Source organism: Aquamicrobium zhengzhouense (assembly GCF_016124105.1).
In the GTDB taxonomy this organism is placed as follows: domain Bacteria; phylum Pseudomonadota; class Alphaproteobacteria; order Rhizobiales; family Rhizobiaceae; genus Aerobium; species Aerobium zhengzhouense.
The window spans coordinates 1-24,549 of sequence record NZ_JADGMQ010000023.1; the positions used below are offsets into that span (position 1 = coordinate 1).

The 24,549-nt window shown below is 60.9% G+C and carries 23 protein-coding genes; 7 read left to right on the forward strand and 16 right to left on the reverse strand.

Annotated features, from left to right (window positions below; all coding sequences use genetic code 11):
• Positions 1-211: 211 nt before the first annotated feature.
• Both IOD40_RS19160 and IOD40_RS19165 read left to right on the forward strand, forming a co-directional pair.
• Positions 212-1,243, forward strand: a complete 1,032-nt coding sequence (locus IOD40_RS19160) for a histone deacetylase family protein (protein ID WP_198478310.1) — start codon at positions 212-214, stop codon at positions 1,241-1,243.
• A 198-nt stretch (positions 1,244-1,441) separates the two neighbouring features.
• Complete coding sequence (locus IOD40_RS19165) at positions 1,442-1,579, forward strand: hypothetical protein (RefSeq protein WP_198478311.1); 138 nt, start codon at positions 1,442-1,444, stop codon at positions 1,577-1,579.
• Here IOD40_RS19165 and IOD40_RS19170 read toward each other — a convergent pair.
• The 5 genes from IOD40_RS19170 to dut form a co-directional block, all read right to left on the reverse strand.
• Entirely contained in the window at positions 1,576-1,944 is a 369-nt protein-coding gene (locus tag IOD40_RS19170) for a DUF1850 domain-containing protein (RefSeq protein ID WP_198478312.1), read from the reverse strand. The genes IOD40_RS19165 and IOD40_RS19170 overlap by 4 nt on opposite strands.
• Entirely contained in the window at positions 1,944-4,064 is a 2,121-nt protein-coding gene (locus tag IOD40_RS19175; protein ID WP_198478313.1) for a TRAP transporter permease, read from the reverse strand. The genes IOD40_RS19170 and IOD40_RS19175 overlap by 1 nt, the downstream gene beginning before the upstream one ends.
• A gap of 94 nt (positions 4,065-4,158) precedes the next feature.
• Complete coding sequence (locus tag IOD40_RS19180; RefSeq protein WP_198478314.1) at positions 4,159-5,118, reverse strand: TAXI family TRAP transporter solute-binding subunit; 960 nt, start codon at positions 5,116-5,118, stop codon at positions 4,159-4,161.
• A 351-nt stretch (positions 5,119-5,469) separates the two neighbouring features.
• Complete coding sequence (locus IOD40_RS19185; RefSeq protein ID WP_198478354.1) at positions 5,470-6,123, reverse strand: HAD family hydrolase; 654 nt, start codon at positions 6,121-6,123, stop codon at positions 5,470-5,472.
• Between the two features lie 2 nt (positions 6,124-6,125).
• Complete coding sequence (dut, locus tag IOD40_RS19190) at positions 6,126-6,605, reverse strand: dUTP diphosphatase (protein ID WP_198478315.1); 480 nt, start codon at positions 6,603-6,605, stop codon at positions 6,126-6,128.
• Between the two features lie 216 nt (positions 6,606-6,821).
• On the opposite strand from dut, the gene IOD40_RS19195 reads away from it, so the two are divergent.
• From IOD40_RS19195 to IOD40_RS19210, 4 genes are all read left to right on the forward strand, one after another.
• Positions 6,822-7,625, forward strand: coding sequence for a class II glutamine amidotransferase (locus tag IOD40_RS19195; protein WP_198478316.1), 804 nt, complete (start codon positions 6,822-6,824; stop codon positions 7,623-7,625).
• Positions 7,626-7,709: 84 nt separating this feature from the next.
• Positions 7,710-9,293, forward strand: a complete 1,584-nt coding sequence (locus IOD40_RS19200) for a peptide chain release factor 3 (RefSeq protein WP_198478317.1) — start codon at positions 7,710-7,712, stop codon at positions 9,291-9,293.
• Positions 9,294-9,439: 146 nt separating this feature from the next.
• Positions 9,440-11,317 (forward strand): DEAD/DEAH box helicase, encoded by a 1,878-nt coding sequence (locus IOD40_RS19205; RefSeq protein ID WP_198478318.1) that lies wholly within the window; start codon positions 9,440-9,442, stop codon positions 11,315-11,317.
• 190 nt (positions 11,318-11,507) lie between these two features.
• Positions 11,508-12,167 (forward strand): peroxiredoxin, encoded by a 660-nt coding sequence (locus tag IOD40_RS19210; RefSeq protein ID WP_198478319.1) that lies wholly within the window; start codon positions 11,508-11,510, stop codon positions 12,165-12,167.
• Here IOD40_RS19210 and IOD40_RS19215 read toward each other — a convergent pair.
• Positions 12,164-13,228 (reverse strand): YeeE/YedE thiosulfate transporter family protein, encoded by a 1,065-nt coding sequence (locus IOD40_RS19215; RefSeq protein ID WP_198478320.1) that lies wholly within the window; start codon positions 13,226-13,228, stop codon positions 12,164-12,166. The two genes, IOD40_RS19210 and IOD40_RS19215, sit on opposite strands and share 4 nt — an antisense overlap.
• A gap of 172 nt (positions 13,229-13,400) precedes the next feature.
• Between IOD40_RS19215 and IOD40_RS19220 the strand changes: the two genes are divergently transcribed.
• Positions 13,401-14,273 carry a D-alanyl-D-alanine carboxypeptidase family protein gene (locus tag IOD40_RS19220; protein WP_198478321.1) on the forward strand — a complete coding sequence of 291 codons (873 nt, stop codon included), beginning with the start codon at positions 13,401-13,403 and terminating at the stop codon, positions 14,271-14,273.
• Positions 14,274-14,277: 4 nt separating this feature from the next.
• Here IOD40_RS19220 and IOD40_RS19225 read toward each other — a convergent pair whose 3' ends face one another.
• The 10 genes from IOD40_RS19225 to IOD40_RS19270 form a co-directional block, all read right to left on the reverse strand.
• Positions 14,278-15,048, reverse strand: coding sequence for a class II aldolase and adducin N-terminal domain-containing protein (locus IOD40_RS19225; RefSeq protein WP_198478322.1), 771 nt, complete (start codon positions 15,046-15,048; stop codon positions 14,278-14,280).
• Positions 15,049-15,119: 71 nt separating this feature from the next.
• Entirely contained in the window at positions 15,120-15,674 is a 555-nt protein-coding gene (locus IOD40_RS19230) for an urease accessory protein UreE (RefSeq protein ID WP_198478323.1), read from the reverse strand.
• A gap of 94 nt (positions 15,675-15,768) precedes the next feature.
• A complete protein-coding gene (locus IOD40_RS19235) occupies positions 15,769-16,176 on the reverse strand; it encodes a RidA family protein (RefSeq protein ID WP_198478324.1) in 408 nt (135 codons plus the stop codon).
• 46 nt (positions 16,177-16,222) lie between these two features.
• Positions 16,223-16,906: an ABC transporter ATP-binding protein gene (locus tag IOD40_RS19240; RefSeq protein WP_198478325.1), complete on the reverse strand. Its 684-nt coding sequence runs from the start codon at positions 16,904-16,906 to the stop codon at positions 16,223-16,225.
• Positions 16,907-17,110: 204 nt separating this feature from the next.
• A complete protein-coding gene (locus tag IOD40_RS19245) occupies positions 17,111-17,860 on the reverse strand; it encodes an ABC transporter ATP-binding protein (protein WP_198478326.1) in 750 nt (249 codons plus the stop codon).
• Complete coding sequence (locus tag IOD40_RS19250; RefSeq protein ID WP_198478327.1) at positions 17,853-18,842, reverse strand: branched-chain amino acid ABC transporter permease; 990 nt, start codon at positions 18,840-18,842, stop codon at positions 17,853-17,855. The genes IOD40_RS19245 and IOD40_RS19250 overlap by 8 nt, the downstream gene beginning before the upstream one ends.
• A gap of 1 nt (position 18,843) precedes the next feature.
• On the reverse strand, positions 18,844-19,767 hold the full coding sequence (locus IOD40_RS19255) for a branched-chain amino acid ABC transporter permease (protein WP_198478328.1): 924 nt from the start codon (positions 19,765-19,767) through the stop codon (positions 18,844-18,846).
• A 202-nt stretch (positions 19,768-19,969) separates the two neighbouring features.
• Positions 19,970-21,115, reverse strand: a complete 1,146-nt coding sequence (locus tag IOD40_RS19260; RefSeq protein ID WP_198478329.1) for an ABC transporter substrate-binding protein — start codon at positions 21,113-21,115, stop codon at positions 19,970-19,972.
• Between the two features lie 123 nt (positions 21,116-21,238).
• Positions 21,239-22,864 carry an AMP-binding protein gene (locus IOD40_RS19265; RefSeq protein ID WP_198478330.1) on the reverse strand — a complete coding sequence of 542 codons (1,626 nt, stop codon included), beginning with the start codon at positions 22,862-22,864 and terminating at the stop codon, positions 21,239-21,241.
• A gap of 405 nt (positions 22,865-23,269) precedes the next feature.
• A complete protein-coding gene (locus tag IOD40_RS19270; RefSeq protein ID WP_198478331.1) occupies positions 23,270-24,415 on the reverse strand; it encodes an acyl-CoA dehydrogenase family protein in 1,146 nt (381 codons plus the stop codon).
• Positions 24,416-24,549 lie beyond the last annotated feature (134 nt).

Genomic DNA, 24,549 nt, shown 5'->3' on the forward strand with positions numbered 1-24,549 from the left:
GCTCCCCCACGGGCTTGGTGTCCCCAGGTGGCTGCGGCCTCGCATCCGCCACCGCACCAACAATGATAGCAGATGCGGCGGGATTTAACTTACAAGGTGCCCCGAAGGGGCGGAGGGGGCGTCTGGGCAGGGCTTCCCCCTCCGCACGCTCCTGCCAGCTTGACCCGATCCCATCTTCCGTTACGTCTCAATGCACATTGAGGAGCTGTTGATGAAGACCGTCTTTTCGCCGCGCCATGCCGGGCATTCGGGCAATGTGGAGCTTGATACCAACGAGATCGTGCCGGCTTACGAAAAGCCGTCGCGGGCAGAGTTCATTCGTGCCCGCATCGAGGCCGTCGGGCTGGGACCCATTGTCGAGCCGCAGGCCCATGGCCTCGAGACCGCGCGCAAGGTGCACGATCCTGCCTATCTCGAGTTCCTCGAGAGCGTCTATCCGGAATGGCTTGCCGCGGGTCGGTCGGGAACGGCGATGCCCTATGTCTGGCCGACGCGTGCGCTGCGGGCCGATGTGGTGCCGACCAGCATCGAGGGAAAGATCGGGTTTTACGCCTTTGATGCCGGAGCCACCTTCGTTGCGGGCACCTGGGATGCGGTTCGCTCCTCGCATGACAGCGCCCTGAGCGCTGCCTCACTGGTCGAGTCGGGCGAACCGGCAGCGTTTGCGCTGTGCCGCCCGCCCGGCCACCATGCAGGCTCAAATTTTGCCGGCGGCTATTGCTTCATCAACAATGCAGCAGTGGCCGCCCAGTGGTTCCTCGATCAAGGCGCAAAGCGCGTTTCGATCCTCGATGTCGATTATCACCACGGCAACGGCACCCAGGAAATCTTCTACCGCCGCAGCGACGTGCAGGTCGTTAACCTTCACGCAGATCCCTTGTTCGAATACCCGCACTTCCTCGGTCATGCGGATGAGGGTGGTGAAGGCGCGGGCGAGGGGTTCAACCACAATCTGCCGATGGCGCGCGGCACGGATTGGTCCGGATGGTCGAAAGCGCTGGAGCGCGGCTTCAAGCTCGTCAGCGACTACACCCCTGATGTGCTGATCGTCTCTCTCGGCGTCGACACATTCGAGCGCGATCCGATCAGTCAGTTCAAGCTTGTCAGCGATGATTATCCGAAAATTGGGCGTGAGATCGCGCGCCTTCGCTTGCCGACTTTGTTCGTCATGGAAGGCGGATATGCGGTTGAGGAAATCGGCATTAATGCGGTCGGAGTGCTCACCGGTTTCGAAGATCGCTAGAGCCGCGCTTGTTGTACAAAAGCAACATGTTGAGCGCGTGGTGCCCACCGCGCGCCTGCGCCACGAATCAACCGCAATTCAGCCGCCGAACAGCCGTTCTCGGCGCAGTTATTAACGTTGCGTTCACGGCTTATTCATGTGGCTTTGCTAAAGCTTGAAGGAACGGGAAGGCACTGGCTAGTTTTAGGACCTTGCGTCATGCGTATCTGGGTTCACATCGTCAAATACATCGTCGCCGTGCGCGAGTTTTTTGCACCGAGCTATCGGCCTGAGCGCCATTATATGCGCGGGCCGGGACCTGCCAGTGCAAGGGCGCGCGAAACAAGCTACCGCTAGCCGTCTTGCCTGCACGGCTCAAGAAGCACGGCTTCGCCTGCCGTGTCGCCGACGCTCAGGCACTTTCCTTCCGCGCAGATCGTCCAGCCGGAAGAGGTTGCGCCTGATGAAGCAAGCGAAAGCTTTTTCAGGGCCGGGACCTTCGGTCGGTAGACCCACCAGCCATCCTGCAGCACGGCATCTTCGGGAGGCTCCATCCCGGCGCCGGATCCCTTCACCCGTGCCTCGATCAGTTCAAGGCCTGCCGGTGTCACCTGCCAGTTCTCCTGCCAGGTAATTTTCTCGACCGAATGCGTCCACGACAAGGAAAAGGCAGAGACGGCCAATGCGACCGTCTTTGCTCCTGCGAGGATACAGAGTGCCATCAGGCGGCGGCTTCCTCTCGCTTGATCCGGCGCACGCGCAGCCAGTGGGCGATCACGACGATCAGGCCGAGGACGAAACCTGCCTCATCGGTCATCGGCAGGTACAGGATCATCAGAACGCCTGCCGCGAAGGCTGCGATCCGCTCCCACCAGAGCGCCTTGCCGAAGAGGTGACCGACCACCGCCATACCCCAAAGCGCGATGCCGGCGCAGGCCTTGAAGAGGACATAGGCGACCTCGACCCAGTAGCCATAATTCTCGGCCATCGGTCCGCCATCCTGCAGCATCAGCGCCGGGGTGTAGACCGCCATGAAAGGAACGACAAACCCGGCCGTCGCGAGCTTGGTGGCCTGTAATGATATTTTTAAGCCAGATGTCTTGGCCATGGGTGCTGCCGCAAAGCAGGCGAGAGCCACGGGCGGCGTCAAATCCGCCAGAATGCCGAAATAGAAGACAAACATGTGGCTGACGAGAAGCGGTACACCAAGTTCCAGAAGGGCAGGGCCAGCGAGCGACGAGGTGATGATGTAATTCGGGATCGTCGGGATACCCATGCCGAGAATGAGGCAGGTGATCATCGTCAGCACCAGCGACAGGAACAGATTGCTCTCGCCGACGCGGATGATCGCGCCGATGAAGGTCGAGGCGATGCCGGTCAGCGTCAGCGTGCCGATGACGATGCCGACGATGGCGCAGGCGATGCCGACAGGGAGCGCGTTTTTCGCGCCTTCCGCCAGAGAATCGCGGCAGATCGCCAGCGTCTCATGGCCGCCCTTGAAGAACAGGCACCCTGCGATCAGCGTGCCGATCACCAGCATCAGGATGTTGACGCCGAACTTCATGAACATCGCCGCAGCAAGTCCAAGTGTGATCCAGAACACCATGCGGAAGGCGAACGGGCCGATCAGGGCTGCGATCGGGGTGCCGAGAATGAGGACCACGATCAAGGCAAGACCCATCGTGCCCGCGAAGATCGGCGTGTAACCGGCAAAGAGCAGATAAACGAGCATGCCAAGCGGCAGCACCAGCGGCCAATGCTGGCGCACGGCTTTCCACGGATCGGGAAGCTTTGCCTTGTCGAGACCGCCAAGTCCCGCCTTGCCAGCTTCCAGATGCACCATCCAGAAGCAGACGCCGAAATAGAGCACCGCTGGGATGAGCGCGGCCTTCACGACGTCGACATAAGGTACGTTCAGCGTTTCCGCCATGATGAAGGCAACCGCGCCCATCACCGGCGGCATGATCTGCCCCCCCATCGATGAGGTCGCCTCTACACCGCCGGCAAAGGCAGAGCGGAAGCCGAATCTTTTCATCAGCGGAATGGTGAACTGGCCGGACGCCACGACATTGGCAACGCCCGAACCCGAGATCGTACCCATCAGCGCCGAAGACAGGACGCAGACCTGTGCCGGGCCGCCGCGCCAGTGGCCGACAAGGCCAAGCGCGAAATCATTGAACAGCGCCAGCATTCCCGCGCGTTCAAGGAAGGCCGCAAACACGACGAAGATGAAGATATAGGCGGCCGAGACATAGATCGGCGTGCCGTAAATGCCTTCGGTGCCGAAGGCAAAATGCTCAATGATCATGTCGGTCGGATAGCCGCGATGGATAAACGGCGCGGGCAGATACTGACCGAAAAAACAATACGCCAGGAAGATACCGGCAATGATCGTCAGCGGCAGGCCCATCAGGCGCCGTGCGCCCTCAAAGACGAGCACCAGCATGATCGAGCCAACCACCAGGTCGGTGGTGGTCAGAAAACCGGAGCGATGGATGAGCGGGACATAGTTCACCCACTGGTAGACGCCGGTGAGGAAGCCCAGAATGCCGAGCGCCCAGAACCAGGCCGTTCCGCTTCTGGTTTTGGCGACGAGGTTGCCAAGAAGCGCGAACCCCAGCAGCAGCAGGAAGCCGACATGCATGGCCCGCACGACCTGACTGGGGAGCGTGCCGTAAGCGGCTGACCAGAGCTGGAACAGCGAGAAGGCAAAGGCGATCCAGAATGCCGCTTTGCCGAGAATGCCCTTGCCAAAGCCTGCTGGCAGGCCCTCGATCGGCTCCTCCGCCGAATGCGGGATATCGAGTTGATGCTCGCCTGCTCCCGTATGTGAAGCGCTCATAATTCCCCTTGCCTCCCCGCCGGGTGTCGAGTCGAAAACCCCCTCGGCGCTGCCTCGTGCAACGGCCGAAGGGGTGTCATTTCAGTCGCGAGGCTTATTTGAGCACGCCGACTTCGCGGTAATAGCGCTCTGCGCCAGGATGCAGCGGCAGCGGCATTCCTTCGATCGCCTTCTGGACGTCGATTGCCTTGGCCGCGGCGTGCGAGGCGACCATCTTGTCGAGGTTCTCGAACATCAGCTTGGTCATCTGGTAGGCGGTCTCCTCCGAAACGCCTTCATGGCTGACGAGGAAGTTGCCGACGGCGGCGGTCGGGACGTCTTCGGTCTGGCCTTCATAGGTGCCGGCCGGGATGGTCACGGCCACGAATGGCGCGCCGATCTTTTCGACGATTTCTGGTGACACGGCGACGACGTTGATCGGAACCGACGTTGCAAGGTCACGCAGCGAGGCAACGCCAAGGCCAGCCGACTGCAGTGTGGAATCCAGCTGGCGATTCTTGATCAGTTCGACCGATTCCGCGAATGGCAGATATTCGAGTTTGCCAAGATCCTGATAGGTGAGGCCCGCGGCAGTGAAGATCGCGCGGGCGTTGAGTTCGGTTCCGGATGCCGGTGCGCCGACCGACAGGCTCTTGCCCTTCAGCTCTTCGAGCGAAGTGATACCGGATTCCTTGGAGGCAACGATCTGGACATAGTTCGGATAGATCGCCGCTATGCCACGCAGCTTGTCGAGCTTGCCCGGAAAGCCTGCTTCCGTGTTGCCTTCCCAACCATCGCGCAGGGAGTCGCCGAGGGTAAAGGCGATTTCGCCTCGCCCGGCCTGGAGCAGGTTGAGGTTTTCAACCGATGCCTTCGTTGCCTGAACCTGAGCGCGGGCTCCCTCAATGCCCTGGCCGTAAATTTCGGACAGCGCGACGCCGAGCGGGTAATAGACGCCCGAGGTTCCGCCGGTGAGCACGTTGATGAATTCCTGCGCCTTGGCGCTGCCTGCCGTCAGTCCGACGGAAAGGGCCATGGCACCTGCAGCAAGCAAGTTCCGGGTCAGATGTTTCATGCAGTTCCTCCCAAATGATCTGCTGGCCGCAGCATTTCCTCCTCGAAACGTCTGGCGACCGGTGCGTTAGTTTTAGAGGTTGAGTGGAAGAATCCAATCGTTATTTGCTGGACCAGCAGCAACGAGGCGCGAGCGTGGCAGAAAACAGGAGCGGATGCTGGTTTGGGAAGGTTGCGCGGCAAGAGCGGCGCGGCAGCCATCATGGCGCCTGCGCCGCCTCGCCCGGCCGCGAGACTGATCCGCTACTCAGCGGCCGAACCACAAGGTGGAATGGGCGCGAAGCAGTGCCTCCGGACAGCGAAAACGCCTGTCCGAAGGTTTGGTTCTCTCAAGTTTCGCAGAGTTGATCGCCTAGGCGATGGCGAGGAGGCGGGGCAGGTCACGCATGTCATCGAACAGGACACCGCCTGCTGCCGCCAGACCCTCGCGGTCTGAATGTGGGTCGCCATGATAGGAGAAGACGCGCATTCCGGCAGCAATTCCGGCCTGCGTGCCCCAGACGCTGTCTTCGATCACGACACAATTTTCCGGCGCATGGCCCATTTCGCGCGCGGCATGCAGAAACAGGTCCGGGAACGGCTTGCCGCGCGGAACCATCGTCGCGCTGTACAGCACGTCGCGGAAATGATCGATGAGCCCGGTGGTGCCGAGGGTCAGATGCATCTTCTCGATCTTGGCCGATGAGGCGACACACCAGGGAATACCCGCATCGCGCAGCGCGGCGAGCACCTCCTCGATGTGAGGGATGGCCTCAACGCCCTGGCTGAAGATCTGGTTGATCTCGGAATACCAGCGATCCATCAGGTGGAAGCCGAGCAAATGTCCTTCGGCTTCAATCTCCGCCTGAACGCTGGGCATGCTGCGCCCGGCAAAACGTTTGCGGCAGTCTTCGTAGGTGACTGGATATCCGGCTTCCGTCAGCCAGCGGCACAGCACGTTGTTGGCCGTCGTCTCGGTGTCTACCAGAACGCCGTCGCAGTCGAAGATGACGAGGGAAGGGCGCATGCTCATGCCGTCCCCGTCGAGCCAAAGCCGCCACTGCCGCGTTCGGTTGAACCGGCAAGGCTGCGCTCTTCCAGGAGAGCTTGCGTGACCGGCGCGATGACCAGCTGCGCAATGCGCATGCCGCGTTCGATCAGGAACTCTTCATCGCCATGGTTGATCAGAAGGACGCGTACCTCGCCGCGATAGTCGGAATCGATCGTTCCCGGCGTGTTGAGGCAGGTAATGCCATGCTTGAAGGCGAGGCCCGAGCGAGGGCGCACTTGTCCTTCGAAGCCTTCCGGGATCTCGAAGACGAGGCCGGTGGGAACCAGCGCACGCTTGCCCGGAAGCAGCAGAAGCGGACGATCAACCGGGACCGCAGCGCGCAGGTCAATCCCGGCGGCGCCCGGTGTCTCGTATTGCGGCAGGTCGAGGCCTTCAGCGTCGGGAAGGCGCACAATGCCGATAAGGGGAGTTGTGTCGGGGGAAGAGTTCGTGTTCATGGCCGTTGCTATGGCGCTCCTTTGGCTTGGCGTCAATTCGTCGAGCGTCCGCCGCAGCGCCAGACCCGTTCCCCTGTTGCTGCGGAGCGACAGCGTGGGCTATTTTTTCATCAAGGAAGTTTCGTTCAGAGTTTCTTGTCGCGTCTGCGGTTAGATTTCGTTTTCGCAAGTCGCGCAGCGCAAGATGATCTTGCTGTAAGGGCTGGGAGGAAGACGATGTGCCGTTGGGCGGCGTATTTGGGCGAGCCTGTATTTCTCGAAGACATCGTTACGTCTCCGTGCCACTCCTTGATCGCGCAAAGTCATCATGCCCTTGAGGGCAAGACTGCGACCAATGGCGACGGGTTTGGCATTGCCTGGTATGGGGCGCGCGACGAGCCGGGCCGTTACCGCGACGTGCTGCCCGCCTGGTCGGACTGCAATCTGAAGAGCCTGTGCGGCCAGATCAGCTCGCCGCTCTTCCTCGCCCATGTTCGGGCATCGACTAGCGGCGCTACCAGCCGCGACAATTGTCATCCCTTCGTCTCCGGGCGCTGGTCCTTCATGCATAATGGCCAGATCGGCGGGTTTGAGCGGGTGAGGCGGCGGCTGGAAGCCAGCTTGCCGGATCATCTGTACGAGCAAAGACATGGTTCGACCGATTCCGAGCTCATCTTCCTGCTGATGATGGCGGAAGGGCTGGCCAGCGATCCGCAAGGCGCAGCCTCGCGTGCTGTTTCGCGGGTCATCGAGGCCAGCGAACATGCGATGATCGAGCCGGATCTGAAGCTCACGGCGGCGTTCTCCGATGGCGAACGGCTTTATGCGATCCGCTATGCGACATCAGGCCATGTGCCAACGCTCTACGCAGGCACCCTGCGCGGCGGGACTGGTCGGTGCCTCGTCTCCGAACCGTTCGACCGCAGCGATCCTTCATTCGAAGCGATCCCGGCCGCCAGCTTCGTTGAAGTCACTGACCGGAATGTGCTGGTACGCCCGTTTGAGCCGCAGCAAGCGCGGGCACTTGAAATGAGTGCCTGAGCCGTTCGGCCTCGCTGAGGCAATCTTTATTCGACATGGGCGGCAGCACTTTGTATAAGCCGCCCACCTCAGGGATTTCATCGAATGGCCGAAACCATAACCGACGCGGTGTCGCGCCGCCGCACCTTCGCGATCATCGCCCACCCCGACGCGGGTAAGACCACCCTCACCGAGAAGCTACTGCTGTTCGGTGGTGCCATCCAGCTTGCCGGCGAGGTCAAGGCGAAGAAGGACAAGATCCAGACGCGCTCTGACTGGATGAAGATCGAACGCGAACGCGGCATTTCGGTCGTCACTTCGGTGATGACCTTCGAATATGGCGGCAACGTCTTCAACCTGCTCGATACACCGGGTCACGAAGACTTTGCGGACGACACCTACCGTACCTTGTCGGCGGTGGACTCCGCTGTGATGGTGGTGGACGCTGCGAGAGGTATTGAGCCGCGTACGCTCAAGCTTTTCGAAGTCTGCCGCATGCGCGACATTCCGATCATCACCTTCGTCAACAAGATGGACCGTGAGGCGCGCAACACCTACGAGATCCTTGACGAGATCGAACAGAAGCTGGCGCTGGACACAGCGCCGATCACCTGGCCGATCGGGCAGGGGAAGAGCTTCGCTGGCACGTACCATCTTGCCGAGAACGCCGTTCGCCGTGGCGATTCGGAAGAAGAGCGGACCAAGGTCAACGGTCCGGATTCCAACTGGGCGGCAGGTCTGCTGCCCCAGAACGAGCGCGAACAGTTCATCGAAGAGACAGACCTCGCCCGCGAGGCATGCCGGCCCTTCGATCTTCAGTCCTATCGTGAAGGCCATCTGACTCCGGTCTTCTTCGGTTCGGCGCTGCGCAATTACGGTGTTCGCGATCTGATTGAAGCGCTGGGCGAATGGGCTCCCGCGCCGCGCGCGCAAGAAGCCGACAGCCGTACGGTCGAGGCGACTGAAGAGAAGATGACCTCGTTCGTCTTCAAAATTCAGGCGAATATGGACCCCAATCACCGGGACCGCATTGCTTTCGTCCGTGTCTGCTCCGGAACCTTGCAGCGCGGCATGAAGGCAAAGCTTGTCCGCACCGGAAAGGCGGTTCCGCTGACGGCACCGCAATTCTTCTTCGCACGCTCGCGCTCGACCGCCGATGAAGCCTATCCGGGTGACGTCGTGGGCATTCCGAACCATGGCACCTTGCGCATCGGTGACACCTTGACCGAAGGCGAGGACATCGTCTTCCGCGGCGTGCCGAACTTTGCAGCTGAAATCCTCCGTCGCGTTCGCCTCGGCGATCCGATGAAGGCAAAGAAGCTGAGAGAAGCCCTGCAGCAGATGGCCGAGGAAGGCGTCGTTCAGCTCTTCACCCCCGAAGATGGTTCTCCGGCCATCGTCGGCGTGGTCGGCGCGCTGCAGCTCGACGTCCTCAAGGAACGTCTCAGCATCGAATACGGCCTTCCGGTCGACTTCGAAGTTGCGCGCTTTTCGGTCTGCCGCTGGATCTCGGCAGGTTCAGATGCTGATCTCGATCGCTTCATTGAGACCCATCGTGGCGATATCGCCCGTGACCTTGATGGGGATCCGGTGTTCCTTGCCCAGCACGAATTCGGCCTTAACTATGAGGCAGAGCGCTGGAAGGCGATCAGCTTCGCTGCAATCAAGGACTATCAGGTACGCAACTGAAACGCGGCTTCGGCGTTTCCCGCTGAGGCCTATATACTTTTTGCGCCATGCGAATTAAAAGCTCGCATGGCGCGTGCTCGATTAAACGGCATGGCATCGATTGTATCGATTGCTGCCTCGCGCAAATTCCGAAAGACATTCGCACAATGACTCAAATTGAAGGCATCGTTCCGGCCCTTGCTGCCGCTTTGGCGACGCGCGGCTATGCCGATCTGACCCCCGTACAGAAAGCGGTGATCGCGCCTGAGCTGGCCGGAAGCGACGTCCTCGTCTCGGCACAGACGGGTTCGGGCAAGACTGTAGCTTTTGGGCTGGCAATTGCCCCGACCGTGCTCGGCGAGAGCGAACGGTTCGGCCGGGCCGAGCTTCCCTATGCACTTGCCGTTGCTCCGACCCGTGAACTGGCACAGCAGGTGCGCCGCGAGCTGGAATGGCTCTACGCTGAAACCGGGGCGGTGATCGCCTCCTGCGTTGGTGGCATGGATATGCGCACCGAACGTCGCGCTCTCGAGCGTGGCGCACACATCGTCGTCGGCACGCCCGGACGTCTGCGCGACCACATCACGCGCGGCGGTCTCGATATGTCGCAGATGCGCGCCGTGGTGCTCGATGAAGCAGACGAAATGCTCGATCTCGGCTTTCGTGAAGATCTCGAATTCATCCTGGAATCGGCCCCTGAAGATCGTCGCACCTTGCTGTTCTCGGCAACGGTTCCGCCAGCGATCGAGAAGATGGCGAAGAATTATCAGCGTGACGCCGTTCGCGTCTCGACTGCGTCCGAGCGCAAGCAGCATGTCGACATCGAGTACCGTGCGCTGACGGTGGCGCCGAGCGACCGCGAAAACGCGATCATCAACGTGCTGCGCTATTACGATGCGCGCAATGCGCTGGTGTTCTGCTCGACAAGAGCTGCGGTCAATCATCTGATGGCCCGCTTCAACAATCGCGGTTTCCAGGTCGTCGCACTGTCGGGCGAACTGAGCCAGAACGAGCGCATGCATGCTCTTCAGGCGATGCGCGATGGTCGCGCCAAAGTGTGCATCGCAACCGACGTTGCCGCGCGTGGTATTGACCTGCCGCACCTTGACCTCGTCGTGCACGCCGACCTTCCGACCAATCCGGATACCTTGCTGCACCGCTCGGGCCGTACGGGCCGAGCCGGCCGCAAGGGCGTCAGCGCCCTGATTGTCCCGACGAATCTGCGCCGCAAGGCTGATCGTCTGCTGCAAAATGCGAAGATCGTCGCCGAGTGGACCAGTCCGCCGTCAGCCGATGAAGTTTCGAAGCGTGACGATGAGCGCATGATGTCCGATCCCCTGCTGCAGGGGGCTGTCGGCGAAGAAGAGGCCGAGGCCGTTGCCGCGCTGATCGAGACCTATGGCGCCGATCGGATCGCCGCTGCCTTTGTTCGCCAATGGCGATCCGGCCGCTCTGCGCCAGAGGAATTGATCGAACTCTCCGTCTTCAGCGCGCCGACGGATCGTGGCGAACGCCGCGAGCCGGCCGCTCCCCGCGAGGAGTTTGGCGAAAGCGTCTGGTTCACCATTTCAGCCGGCCGCCGCCAAAGCGCGGAGCCGCGCTGGCTGATCCCGCTGCTGTGCCGCGTCGGCAAGATCACCAAGGCGGAAATCGGCGCGATCAAGATGCAGCCGGAAGAAACTTATGTTCAGATCGCTGCTGCGCGCGCCGATGGGTTTGAAAAGTCAGTTGGCAAGGCGGGGGAACTCCAGAACGGCATTACCATTTCTCGCATGAACGGCGCTCCGGATTTCAGCCGCTCGGCTGGTCGTTCAGGCTATGCAGATCGCGCGCCTCATGGCGAACGTGGTCCAAAGCCGGAATGGAAGCAAAAGCGTGCTTTTGGCGACAGCCGTGGTCCGCGCAAGGAAGGCTGGCAGGAGCGCAAGCCCTTTGATGGACCTTCAGCCGATGGACCGGCACGCAAGCCGTGGGCGAAGAAGCCAGGCAAGGCGGCTCCGGCTGCAAAACCAGGCTGGGCCGCTAAAAAGCCGAAGCGCAGCTGACAGGACGGCTGACGCTCCTGGACGAATGCCGGGCAAATTAATTTTGCATACGCAGGGCATTCGGGATTATATTTGCGCGACTACAGACACAATGCGAAGGGATGTCTCGATATTCCTTCGCATTGTCATATGATTGCCGCCACATATTTCTACAACGCGAACTTCGCGCGATATTTCAAGGAGAACCGTCATGGGCCTTCGCATTAATGATACCGCCCCGGATTTTACCGCAGAGACCACTAAAGGCACGATCAACTTCCACGAATGGCTCGGCGATAGCTGGGGCGTGTTCGTCTCTCATCCGAAGAACTTTACGCCGGTCTGCACCACCGAGCTTGGTACGATGGCGGGCCTTGAGGAAGAATTCCGCAAGCGCAACGTCAAGCTGATCGGTATTTCGGTTGACCCGGTTTCCGACCACGCACGCTGGAAGGACGATATCCGCGTCGCAACCGGCTTCTCGGTCGATTATCCGCTGATCGGTGATAGCGATCTCAAGGTTGCCAAGCTGTACGACATGCTTCCGGCAGGCGCGGGCGACTCGTCCGAGGGGCGCACCCCGGCCGACAACGCCACTGTGCGTTCGGTCTATGTCATTGGCCCGGACAAGAAGATCAAGCTGATCCTCACCTACCCGATGACCACTGGCCGCAACTTCGATGAGATCCTGCGCGCGATCGATTCGATCCAGCTGACCTCGAAGCACCAGGTTGCCACCCCGGCCAACTGGAAGCAGGGCGACGACGTCATCATCACCGCTGCTGTGTCCAATGAAGATGCGATCAAGCGCTTCGGCTCGTTCGAGACGGTCCTGCCTTATCTGCGTAAGACCAAGCAGCCTTCCGCCTAATTGGCAGTTTTTGGCGCGGCGTCGACGACACGATCGGTCACCGCCGCGCCAAACGCCATCGCACACAGTGCGATGAGCGATGATACGGCCAGGACGGAGCCTCCCGTCAGGCCTGCGCCAACGGTGCAACCCACGGCAAGAATGCCGCCAAATCCCATCAGAGCCGCTCCTATCGCGTAGCGCCAGATCGACGGAACGCCGGGTTCTGCGAATGTGGCGATCCTGAACTCCCGCGAAGCTATCGCCGCGACCGCTGCACCGGCGAGCGTCCCGATCAAGAGCCCCTGGTCCATTCCGACAGTCTCGGTACGACCGAGCGCCAGCATCAGCGTCGAGGCGTAGGGGCGGATATAGGACAGGCTTTCAATCGCGATCGGGTCAAAGACCTGTGATGAAAGCTCGTAGGTAAAGAGCCAGCCCCCCGCGACCGCGATCCCCACTGCAGCGCCACCAATGACGCGCCCGATGGAGGCCCGGGCGAGAGTTGCGAGGCCGAGGGCCGCGGCAAGCAACACGGCCCCGATCATGACACCGCCAGAACGTCCCGCGCCAAGCTGCGCCAGCACCTCGTTGCTGCCGATCGATGCTGTTGAATAGAGCGTGGCGACAGCGTCTCGCGCCGGAATGAGCACACCGGCATAGGTCGCCCACCCGACAAAGGTCATCACGATCAGTGAGAAGATCGCGCGCATATTTCCGGAGGCAGCGAGAACTGTGAGGCGCGAGACGCATCCACGCGCCAGCGCCATGCCGACGCCAAACAGCAAGCCGCCAATCAATGCCCCGGACAGGCTCTGCGCTGTCGAGAAGAAGCGGGTCTCGACCGTCGATAGATTTCCGCTGAAAATTGCCAGCTGGACGAGGAAAATTGCAGTGGCAAAGCCAGCTGCCCAGACCGCAAGTGAGCGGAGATTGCCGTCGCGTGTTGCGTGAATGACAGCTGCTCTGGTGCAGAAGCCACTGCGCTGTGCGGCAATGCCAAACACCAATCCGAGCACAGCTCCGCCAAGCACAGCCACGGCTGGCTCCCCGATAGCGTCAATCAGCGGAACAAAATCCATCCCCACCATCCTTGCTTGTGATTGCGGAGAATTACCCGATTGCAACCGTGCCGTCGACAAGAAGGCTTCATGCACGGCGCCAACACAGCTTCGGCGCACAATTGCGGTGGTTGTCGACAACTACAAGCTGCGGCATGATGAGCGTCGAATTTTTTGATTCAGCACGGGTGGGATGGTGGAAGTCGCAGTCAATGCCGCAAGGATCGCAGCTGTGCGTATCCTCTCCCTGTTCTTCGTGCTGGTTGCACTTTCAGCCTGTACGACGCAATCCGTGATGCAATCGGCGGTTACGCCGCTTTCATCGGAAAAATACGCGGCAATCGTCGTCGATACGAATAATGGAAGAGTTCTCTTCCAGGAGAATGCCCGCGATCTTCGCTATCCGGCATCGCTGACGAAGATGATGACCCTCTACATGCTGTTTGAGGCGATGGATGAGGGACGTATCGGACCGCAGGACGAGATCCCGGTATCGGCCTATGCAGCAAAAAGGCCGCCGTCGAAAATCGGGCTGAAAGCCGGACAAAGCATCGACGTGCGCACGGCTATCCTCGCGCTCTCCGTCCGCTCGGCCAATGATGTGGCGGCTGCGATCGGCGAGCATCTGGGCGGCAGCGAAGATCGTTTTGCCGCCATGATGACCGCCAAGGCACGCTCGCTTGGCATGCAATCGACAGTCTTTCGCAACGCCTCCGGTCTGCCGGATGAGGGGCAGCGGACCACCGCCTACGATATGGCGATCCTCGCCATGTCGTTGCGCAAGCGCTTTCCCCACCACTATCACTATTTCGGCAATCGTGAGTTTTCCTACGCCGGGAAGGTCATTCGCGGGCACAACAATCTGCTTGGACGTGTCGCCGGTGTCGATGGCCTGAAGACGGGCTACATCCGCGCATCAGGCTTCAATCTCGCCACCTCCGTCGGGCGCGGAGGCCGCCGCATTGTTGCGATTGTGATGGGTGGCGAAAGTGCAAAGGCACGCGACGCCCACATGGAAGAGCTGATCGAATATTATCTGCCGCGCGCCTCGCTCGCGGGCGCATAGCCGATCAGTTGCGATAATTCGAACCTTCCTCGTCGAGGATCGCCTTCAGTTCCTGCAAATGGCGCTGGGCGTTGTCGACGGGATAATTGTCGTTTTGCCTTGCGACGGTCTCGGCAACCTCGTCTGACAATATGCGCAGGGGTTTTCCGGTCCACAGCGCCTTGATGTAGGTCTCGCACGCGCGTTCGAAATAATAGAGGCGGTCGAACGTGTCGCCGACCGTCTCGCCTATGACGAGCACGCCATGATTGCCCATCACCATGACTTTGACCTTCGGCTCGCTGAGCAGCCTTGAGCAGCGTTCGCCCTCATCTTCGAACGCCAGACCACCATAATGTTCGTCGATGACGACACGGTTGAAGAACATCGCTGAATTCTGATCGACCGGCAGCAGTCTGGAATCGGCAAGCGAGGCGAGGACAGTCGCGTGCACCGAATGAACGTGCATGACGCAGCGCGCATGCGGGCAGTTGCGATGGATCGCGCCATGAAGCCCCCATGCGGTCGGGTCCGGTGCATCGGCGCGCTTCATCGTGTCAGGATCATTTGCATCGATCAGCAGCAGATCGCTCGCCTTGATGCGTGAAAAATGCATCTGGTTCGGGTTGATCAGCAACCTTGTTCCTGCATCGTCGACGGCAAGCGAGAAATGGTTCGCGACCGCCTCATGCATGTTCATTCGCGCGGCCCAGCGAAAGGCGGCGGCGAGATCGATGCGTTGCTCGTAGAAAGGAAGATTGCCGCTGACTGGCGCGTTAAGTCGGGTAATGCTCATCTCGTCCTCCCAGAGCCAAGGAGCGAGCTTATCGCAGGGTCAGCAGCGAGGAAAGTGAGGCTTGCACTGCCTCAGTGATGATGGCCGCATCCGCAATTCGGTCCATGATCGTGATGGTGGGCATGATCGTGATGATGTGCCGCCATATGGCCCTGTCTGGCTTGTGTCGCCGGCAGCGGGTGAAACGATCCCGAGACCTCGATCAGCTGCGCTCCAAGGTGACGCAGCTTCTCTCCGATCTCTCCATTGCGCAGGATCAGGATGCGTTCTGCGCTGGCATCCATGGCGACCTGCTGGCTGCCAAGCGCCCAGGAAAGCGCAAGAAGATGCGGAAGATCACGCCCGCTTATTTCAAGCAGTTCCTCGTCCGCATCAGCAATTTCGACCGTCCTGCGATCCTCAAGCACCAGCCGGTCACCGGAGCGCAGTTCAACTGCCTCGAGCAGATCCACCAGGATCTTTTGGCCGTCAGTCGTCTGCAGCACCTTGCGCCGCAATTGCCGCTCGTCATGGGCAAGGGCAATGACGCCCAGGGCGGCAGCAGCGTCAGCCGGAACCTTGTCCGCGCGCAAGAAGCTCTCTGCCCGGGGCAGCTGGGTGAAGTCGGTTTTGATGTCGAGTTTCATGCGTTGAGCGCCTCTTTTGCCTGGCCTTGGTAGCGGCTGAGCCTTGAGATAGGCGCTGGGTCGCGATGAGTCGACGGCTTTCTTGGTTAAAGGATCACGCCGGGATAACCGCTGTCGCCTCGATCTCGACCTTCGCCTCGTCCTCGATCAGATCTGCAACCTGCACCATGGTCATGGCGGGGAAGTGTTTGCCCATGACAGCGCGGTAGGCTTCACCCACCCCCTTGAGATTGGCGAGATAGTCGCTCTTGTCGGTGACGTACCAGGTCAGACGGACGATATGTTCGGGACGGCCTTCGGCTTCGCTCAGGATGTCGATGATGTTCTGCAAGGCTTGCCGGATTTGGCCCGGAAGTTCCTTTTCCTCGAACACTTGCTGTCCATCCCAGCCGATCTGTCCGCCGATCCAGACGGTCTTGCCTTCAGCAAGGATCCCGTTGGCATAGCCCGATGCCTTTTTCCAGTTGGCCGGATGCAGTATCTGGTGCGGGCATTCAGTCATGGTTTCTCCTCCGACAAGCAGGGCTCGCCTGCTCCTCCAAAAGGCGTCATACGCCGAGATAACGATCCTGAATTTCAGGGGTGAGTTGTTCTGGCTTGCCGCGCCAGACGGTTGCGCCCTTTTCGAGAACGAAGCAGCGGTCGGCGCAGGGCAAAAGCTCCGACAGCGTCTTGTCGACGATCAGGATCGACTGGCCTTCTGCCTTCAATGTTCGGATGACCGCCCAGATGTCGTTGCGGATCACAGGTGCCAGCCCTTCCGTCGCTTCATCGAGGATCAGAAGGCTCGGATTGGTCATCAGCGCGCGCCCGATCGCCAGCATTTGCTGCTCGCCGCCCGACAGTGTCTTCGCCATCTGGTCGCGGCGCTCGGCAAGGCGCGGAAACAGGCGATTGATCTCGGCGATGTTCCAGCGCCCCGGCCGCGCGGCGGCGATCAGATTTTCTGCAACGGTCAGGTTCGAAAAGCATCGACGCCCTTCCGGAACCAGGCCCAGTCCCAGCCGAGCGATCTTGTACGGGGCCATGGTGCGGATCTCTTTGCCGCCAAAGCGCACGCTGCCGCTCTTAGCCGGTGTCAGCGCCATGATCGAGCGGATCGTCGTCGTCTTGCCCATCCCGTTGCGGCCCATCAGCGCCACAACCTCACCCTCGGCAACGTCCAGCTCCACCCCAAACAAAGCCTGGCTCGCCCCATAGAAGGTTTCGAGACCTTTTAATTCAAGCAGCATGGCGGGCCTCAGTCCGGTTCACTTCGCGCACGGCAACACCCCCACCCCGTACCCCTCCCCACAAGGGGGAGGGGTATTCTGTGAAGCTCAGCCAGCCACCACGCCTCGATAAGCGAAACGCAACCTCAAAGTTTCCCCTCCCCCTTGTGGGGAGGGGTGAGGGGTGGGGGTAACCCCCGCTCAAGATTTCACGCTGCCCAGCCATCATGCCGGGTCTCCCAGATACGCACGGCGCACTTCCGGGTCGTTGCGGATGTCGTCGACGCTGCCCGAGGCAATGATGCGGCCGTAAACCAGCACCGAGATCCGGTCGGCCAGTGCAAACACGGCGTCCATGTCGTGCTCGACGAGCAGGATCGGCGCTTCCTGTCGCAAGCCATCCAAAAAGGCGGTCAGCTGGCGCGAGCCTTCCGGGCCCATACCGGCCATTGGTTCATCGAGCAGAAACGCCTTGGAATCGAGCGCCAGCGCGATGGCGATTTCGAGCTGACGGCGCTCGCCATGCGATAATTCTGCGGCGGGAACATTGGCGCGGTCTTTCAGGCCTACGCGTTCGAGCGCTGCCATGGCAGGTTCTGTCAGGCTCTTGTCGTGCATCACCGGCTTGAAGAAGCGGAAGCTGGAACCCTGCTTTGACTGCACCGCCAGCATCACATTGCGCAGGGCCGAAAATTCCGGCGCGAGCGATGAGACCTGAAACGAGCGGCCAAGCCCCTTTCGCGCACGTTCGGCAACGCCAAGATGGTTCACGCGCTCGCCGAGGAAATGGATGTCACCGGTATCCGGCTTCAGCGTGCCGGCGATCTGGTGGATCAGCGTCGACTTTCCAGCCCCGTTCGGCCCGATCAGCGCGTGGATTTCACCGGGACGAAGGTCGAGCGTCACGCCATCGGTTGCCTTCAGCGCGCCGAAGGATTTGCGCAAATCCTTGATGTCGAGAATGGCCTCAACCATGGCGCTGCCTCCCAGCCAGAAGTCCGACAAGGCCACCGCGTGCGAAGAGAACGACGCCAAGGAGCACGAGCCCAAGGAAGAACTGCCAGCGCTCGGTGAGCCCGCCGAGCAGGAACTCGAACATCACGAACAGCATCGCACCGGCAACGGGTCCGGCAAGACGCCCGACACCGCCAAGGATGATCAGCACGATGAATTCGCCGGACATGTGCCAGGACAGCATTGACGGGCTGACGAAGCGGTTGAGATCGGCATAGAGCGCACCGGCAAGCGCAACGATCATGCCCGAAAGAACGAAGGCCACGAGCCGAATGCGGAACGGCGCGATACCGACCGACGCCACACGCACCTCGTTCTGGCGCGCCGCTTGAAGCGCAGCACCGAAGCGCGAATTCTTGATCAGCGCAAACAGGATCAGCGCGGCAACGAGAACGCCGTAGCAGATCAGGAAGAAATTCAGCGGCACCATCGTGTTGAAGCCGGGGAACTGGTTGCGCATCAGGATCGACAGCCCGTCCTCGCCGCCATAAGCGGGCCACGAGATCGCGAAGTAGAAGGTCATCTGCGCGAAGGCGAGCGTGATCATGATGAAATAGACGCCGGATGTGCGCAGCGAGATCGTGCCGATCGCCGCCGCCAACAGGCCACCAACCAGCATCGCAAACAGCCAGATCGTCGGCATCTGGTTCGATCCCGGCAGCGTGAACAGGCCAAAATTCAGCGGCTGCATCGACATGGCGTGACTTGCCAGAATACCGGCGACATAGCCGCCAATGCCAAAGAACGCGGCATGGCCAAATGAGACCAGCCCGCCAAGGCCAAGCGCAATGTTGAGGCCAACGGCGGCAAGGCCAAGGATCGCCATGCGGGTGGCAAGCGTCACATAGAACGGATTGCCGAACTTTATCGCCGCATAAGGCAGCGCAAGCAGAAGGGCGAGGAGGAGAAGGGAAACCCAGTTTTCGCGCGAAAGGTTCATCATCTTACCCTTTCGCAGCCGGGAAGAGGCCCTGCGGGCGAACCGCCAGCACCACGGCCATCACGATATAGATCAGCATGGAAGCCAGCGCGCCGCCGACAATGCCGGCCTGCGAGGCATTCATGAACAGCCCAAAGATTTGCGGCAACAAGAAACGGCCCATCGTGTCGACGACGCCGACGATGACAGCGCCAACCAGCGCGCCCCTGATAGAGCCAATACCGCCAATGACGATCACGACGAAGGCGAGTATCAGCGCCGGTTCACCCATGCCAACCTGCACCGATTGCAGCGCACCAACCATCGCCCCGGCAAGACCTGCGAGCGCAGCACCCAGCGCAAAAACGATGGTGTAGAGCGTGCGGATATCGACGCCGAGCGCCCCGATCATCTCGCGGTCGGATTCACCGGCGCGAATGCGCATGCCAAGCCGCGTGCGGGTGATCAGAAGGAAAAGCCCAACCGCGACCGCAACGCCCACACCGATGATGGCAAGGCGATAGAGCTGGTAGCGCGAGCCGCCCGGCAGCGGGACGGTGCCCTGCAAGAGCGGTGGAATGTCGAGATAGAGCGGGAACGAGCCAAACAGCCAGCGCGTGCCTTCAGAAAAGACGAGGATCAGCGCAAAGGTCGCCAGCACCTGATCAAGGTGATCGCGCTCGTAGAGCCGCCTGATTACCAGAATTTCGATGATTGCGCCGGCGGCTGCGGCGGCTGCAAGGCTTGCAATCAAGCCGAGCCAGAACGAGCCGGTATAGGCTGCGACGGTCGCGCACGCGAATGCCCCGACCATATAGAGCGAGCCGTGGGCCAGATTGATCAGGCCCATGACACCAAAAATCAGCGTCAACCCTGCGGCCATGAGAAACAGCATAACCCCGAGCTGAAGCCCGTTCAGAAGCTGTTCAATGAAGAGCGCGGTTTGCAAGGTGAAGCTCGAGCGTTCGCCGTGAAAAGATTGCCGTAGCCGATGGTCCCTCGCCCCGTTTACGGGAGAGGATGGCCCGAAGGGTCGGGTGAGGGGCAGCGTCAACGCATCCACTTCTTGGCGAAGTGGGCATCAGCCCCTCATCCCCCTGCCGGGACCTTCTCCCCGCCAGCGGGGAGAAGAAGCGCTCGTAAGCTTTCGCCTACTTCAGCGCGCACTGCTCTGCATAGGCATCGCCGTGGTCGGTGAAGGCGGTGGCGATGATCTTGTTGGTCAGCACGTCACCATCCTTGATCACTTCGCGGACATAGATGTCCTGGATCGGGTGGTTGTTGGTGTTGAACGAGAACTTGCCACGAACCGACTCGAACTCGGCAGCCTTCAGCGCGGTGCGGAACGCGTCGGCGTCCTTGACGCTTGCCTTGCCAGCAGCCGAAACGATCAGGCTACCGGTGTCGTATGCCTGTGCGGCATAGATCGACGGCAGACGGCCATACTCAGCCTGGAAGGTTTCGACGAACTTCTTCGACGCTTCATTGTCGACGTCCTGCGACCACGAAGCCGAGTTCTTCACGCCAAGCGCTGCATCGCCGATCGCCGGCAGAACGTCCTGTGAGAACGAGAAGCCAGGTCCGATGACCGGAATTTCAACGCCCGACTGCGCGTACTGCTTCATGAACGAGATGCCCATGCCGCCCGGCAGGAAGATGAACAGCGAGTCCGCACCCGATGCGCGGATCTGCGCGATCTCGGCTGCGTAGTCGGTCTGGCCGACCTGCGTGTAGATCTCGCCAGCAAGTTCCTGCTTGTAGTAGCGCTTGAAGCCGGTCAACGAGTCGGTGCCCGCCGGGTAGTTCGGCGCCATGATGACGGTCTTCTTGTACGTCTCGTTGGCGTACTGGCCCATCGCTTCATGGAAATTGTCGTTCTGGTAGGCGACGTTGAAATAGTTGGCATGGCACTGCGAGCCGGCAAGCGGCGAGGGGCCTGCATTGACCGAAAGGTAGAACTTGTCCTGCGCAACCGCGCTCGGCACGACGGCCATGGCAAGGTTCGACCAGATGATGCCGGTGAGAATGTCGACCTGATCCGACTGGATCATCTTGTCGGCGATCTGGACGGCGAGTTCCGGCTTCTGGCCATCGTCTTCGACCACAACTTCGATGTCCTTGGCTGCATCGCCGGCGTTCTTCAGCGCCAGCAGGAAGCCGTCGCGTGCATCAACGCCAAGACCTGCGCCGCCGCCCGAAAGCGTGGTGATGACGCCAACCTTGATCGGATCAGCGGCGGCCACCCCGGCGACGCTGATGGCAAGCGCGGCAACGCTTGCGGCTAGAAATTTCTTCATTCCTCAACTCCCGTTGTTCTGGCACCCTCTGGGTCCCACACGATGATCAAAAATTGGCTGCATTGCCAGTATGCGGCGGTATTTTTGTTGGGCTGTATGCAGCCATGTTCCCCTTGTCCAGCCTCAACTTGACGCTGCGTCCCGAAGGCGGAAGCGCTGGATCTTTCCGGTTTGTGTTTTTGGCAGCGTCTCGACGAAGCGCACCGAGCGCGGATATTTGTACGGTGCGATCATCGCCTTCACATGCGCTTGCAGGAGGCGAATGGTTTCCTCATCGCCATCAGCCCCGTTCGCAAGCACGATGTAAGCCTCGACAATCTGTCCGCGCTCCTCATCTGGAGCACCGATGACGGCGCATTCTGCGACGAGCTCATGCGACAGCAGCGCAGCTTCGACCTCAGGTCCGGCAATGTTGTAGCCAGCCGACAGGATCATGTCGTCGGATCGCGCGGCAAAGTGAAAATGCCCGTCCGTATCGTGGGTGAAGGAATCGCCCGTCAGGTTCCAGCCGTCGCGCACATAGTCCTTCTGGCGATCGTCGTCGAGATAACGGCAGCCCGTCGGCCCCCGCACGGCCAGCCGTCCAACCTCGCCCCGCGGCAATTCGTTCATGTCCTCATCAACGATTTTTGCTTCGTAGCCGCTCACCGCCTTGCCGGTAGAACCCGGCGCGCGATCATCCAGCCGATTGGTGATGAAGATATGGAGCATCTCCGTCGCCCCGATCCCATCAAGGATCGGCTTGCCAGTCTTGCGCGTCCATTCCTCATAGACTGGCGCGGGCAGCGTCTCGCCCGCCGACACCGCGATGCGCAGCGACGACAAATCCGCACCTTCATCCATCGCCTTCATCATCGCGCGATAGGCGGTGGGCGCGGTAAACGAGATCGTCGCGCGATATTTTTCGATGATCTCGATCATGTTCGGCGGCGTCGCGCTTTCGAGCAAAGTCGCCGCCGCCCCAAAGCGCAGCGGGAACACGGCCAGACCACCAAGGCCGAAGGTAAAAGCCAGCGGCGGTGAGCCGACAAACACGTCATCCGGCGTGACGTTCAGCACTTCCTTGGCATAGCCATCGGCAATGATCAGCACATCGCGATGAAAGTGCATCGTCGCTTTGGGAATGCCGGTCGTACCCGAGGTGAAGCCCAGCAGGCAGACATCATCGCGTCCGGTCTTCACCGCCTCAAACGTCACCGGCTTGTCGAGCGCGACACGATCGAGCTCGGCATCGTGATTGGCCGTGCCGTCAAAGCCGATCACTTGCTTGAGGAAGCGGCTGTCCTTGGCGCATGCGATCAACTCGTCCTTGATACGCGTGTCGCACAGCGCCAGCGAGATTTCCGCCTTGTCGACGATCTTGGTCAATTCACCCGCCCGCAACATCGGCATCGTGTTGACGACAACCGCCCCCGCCTTCGTCGCGGCGAGCCAACACGCGACCATGGCCGGATTGTTGGGCGAGCGGATCAGGACGCGGTTTCCCGGCGTGACGCCGTAATTTTCAACCAGCGCCCGCGCCAGCCGATTGGTCCAGTCGGCGAGTTCCTTGTACGTCCGCCGCCGCCCATTGCCGATCAACGCCGTGCGATCGCCAAAACCCTTTTCCACCAACCGATCGGTCAGCTCGACGCCGCAATTGATGTAATCCGGATACTCAAACCCCACCTGTGGCAAGTCCGGCCACTGATCGAACGGCGGAAGATTGTCCCGGCTAAACGTATCCACATGCGCAGAAGGCCCCAGCATCACGCGAGCCCTCCGACTGAGACGTTCGCGTAATGCAACCCCGGCTCTCCGCCGGAGACGCCCGCGCCAGGCAACCCCCACCCCGTGCCCCTCCCCACAAGGGGGACGGGGATTCTGAGATGCCGCGACGCTTCGTGGCGTCTTCCTAGAGCAGTTACTCTTCCAAATTCCCCTCCCGCCTGTGGGGAGGGGTAAGAGGTGGGGGGACTGCCACGCACCGTGCCCTCCGCCCATCTCCGCCCCAACGCCCCCCGCCTATCAATGCTTAGCAGGGCCTCTCCATTTTCCCTTCCCTCTTGTGGGGAGGGGTAAGGGGTGGGGGTGCCTTTGCGCCCAACCGTCCCCGCTAACCGCCAACCTTCTTCAAAAATGCAGCCGCATTGGCTGCCGAACTGGCTCATGTCGTCAGGCTCCCATTGTCTGCCGGGCGATCACCACCTTCTGGACGTCTGATGCGCCCTCATAGATGCGGAGTGCCCGGATTTCGCGATAAAGGCTCTCGACGATGTGCCCCTTTCTCACACCGTCGCCGCCATGCAATTGAACCGCCTTGTCGATGACGCTTTGGGCGCGATCGGTGGCGTGAAGTTTGGCCATTGCGGCCTCGCGTGTCACACGCGGCGCGCCGGAATCCTTGGTCCAGGCGGCGCGATAGACGAGTAGCGCCGAAGCATCGACGTCGAGTGCCATCTCGGCGACGTTGCCCTGCACCATCTGCAGATCAAACAGAGGCGCACCGAAGAGCTGTCGATTGGCGACGCGCGACAGCGTTTCATCGAGCGCCCGCCGCGCAAAGCCAAGCGCAGCCGCGCCTACCGTCGAGCGGAAGACATCCAGCACCGACATCGCAATCTTGAACCCGTCACCCGGCTTGCCGATCATGGCGGAGGCGGGCAGGCGCAGATCATCGAACACGAGGCGCGCCAAAGGATGCGGCGCAATCGTCTCCAGTCGCTCGGCAATGATCATCCCCGGCGTATCCGCCGGTACCAGAAACGCTGACAGCCCCTTCGCCCCAGGCGCTTCGCCGGTGCGGGCAAAGACGCAATAAAGGTCGGCAATGCCGCCGTTTGAAATCCAGGTCTTTTCGCCCGACAGCACATAATCGCCGCCATCACGCGTTGCCGTCATTTCCATATTGGCAAGGTCCGAACCCGAACGCGGCTCGGTCAGCACAAAGGCCGAAATCGCCTTGCCAGTGCGGGTCTTCTCCAGCCACTGCTTCTGCTCGGGCGAGCCAAACAGACTGATCGCGCCAGTGCCCAGCCCCTGCATCGCAAAGGCAAAATCCGCCAGCCCATCATGCCGCGCCAAAGTCTCGCGCGACAGGCACAGAGTGCGCACGTCGAGCGGCTTCGGATCAGCCGGATCAATCGCCGTCGGCAGCAACAAACCCGCCTCGCCAAGGGAAGCCACGAGTTTTCGGCAGGCAGCGTCAACGTCGCCATGATCTACCGGCAGATGAGCCTCGCACCAAGCCTCAAGCTTTTGCGCATGCGCGCGATGGTGATCGTCGAAGAACGGCCAGGAGAGAAACGAACGATCAGCCATGGTGAATTCTCCTGCGCGAGGTCGCGGAAGCGCCCCCCTCTGGCCTCCCGGCCCTCTCCCCCTCAAGGGGGGAGATCAGCAGTGGCTGACGATCCGCGCAGCTTGCGACGTAACAAATCGGCGAAACCCAAGAT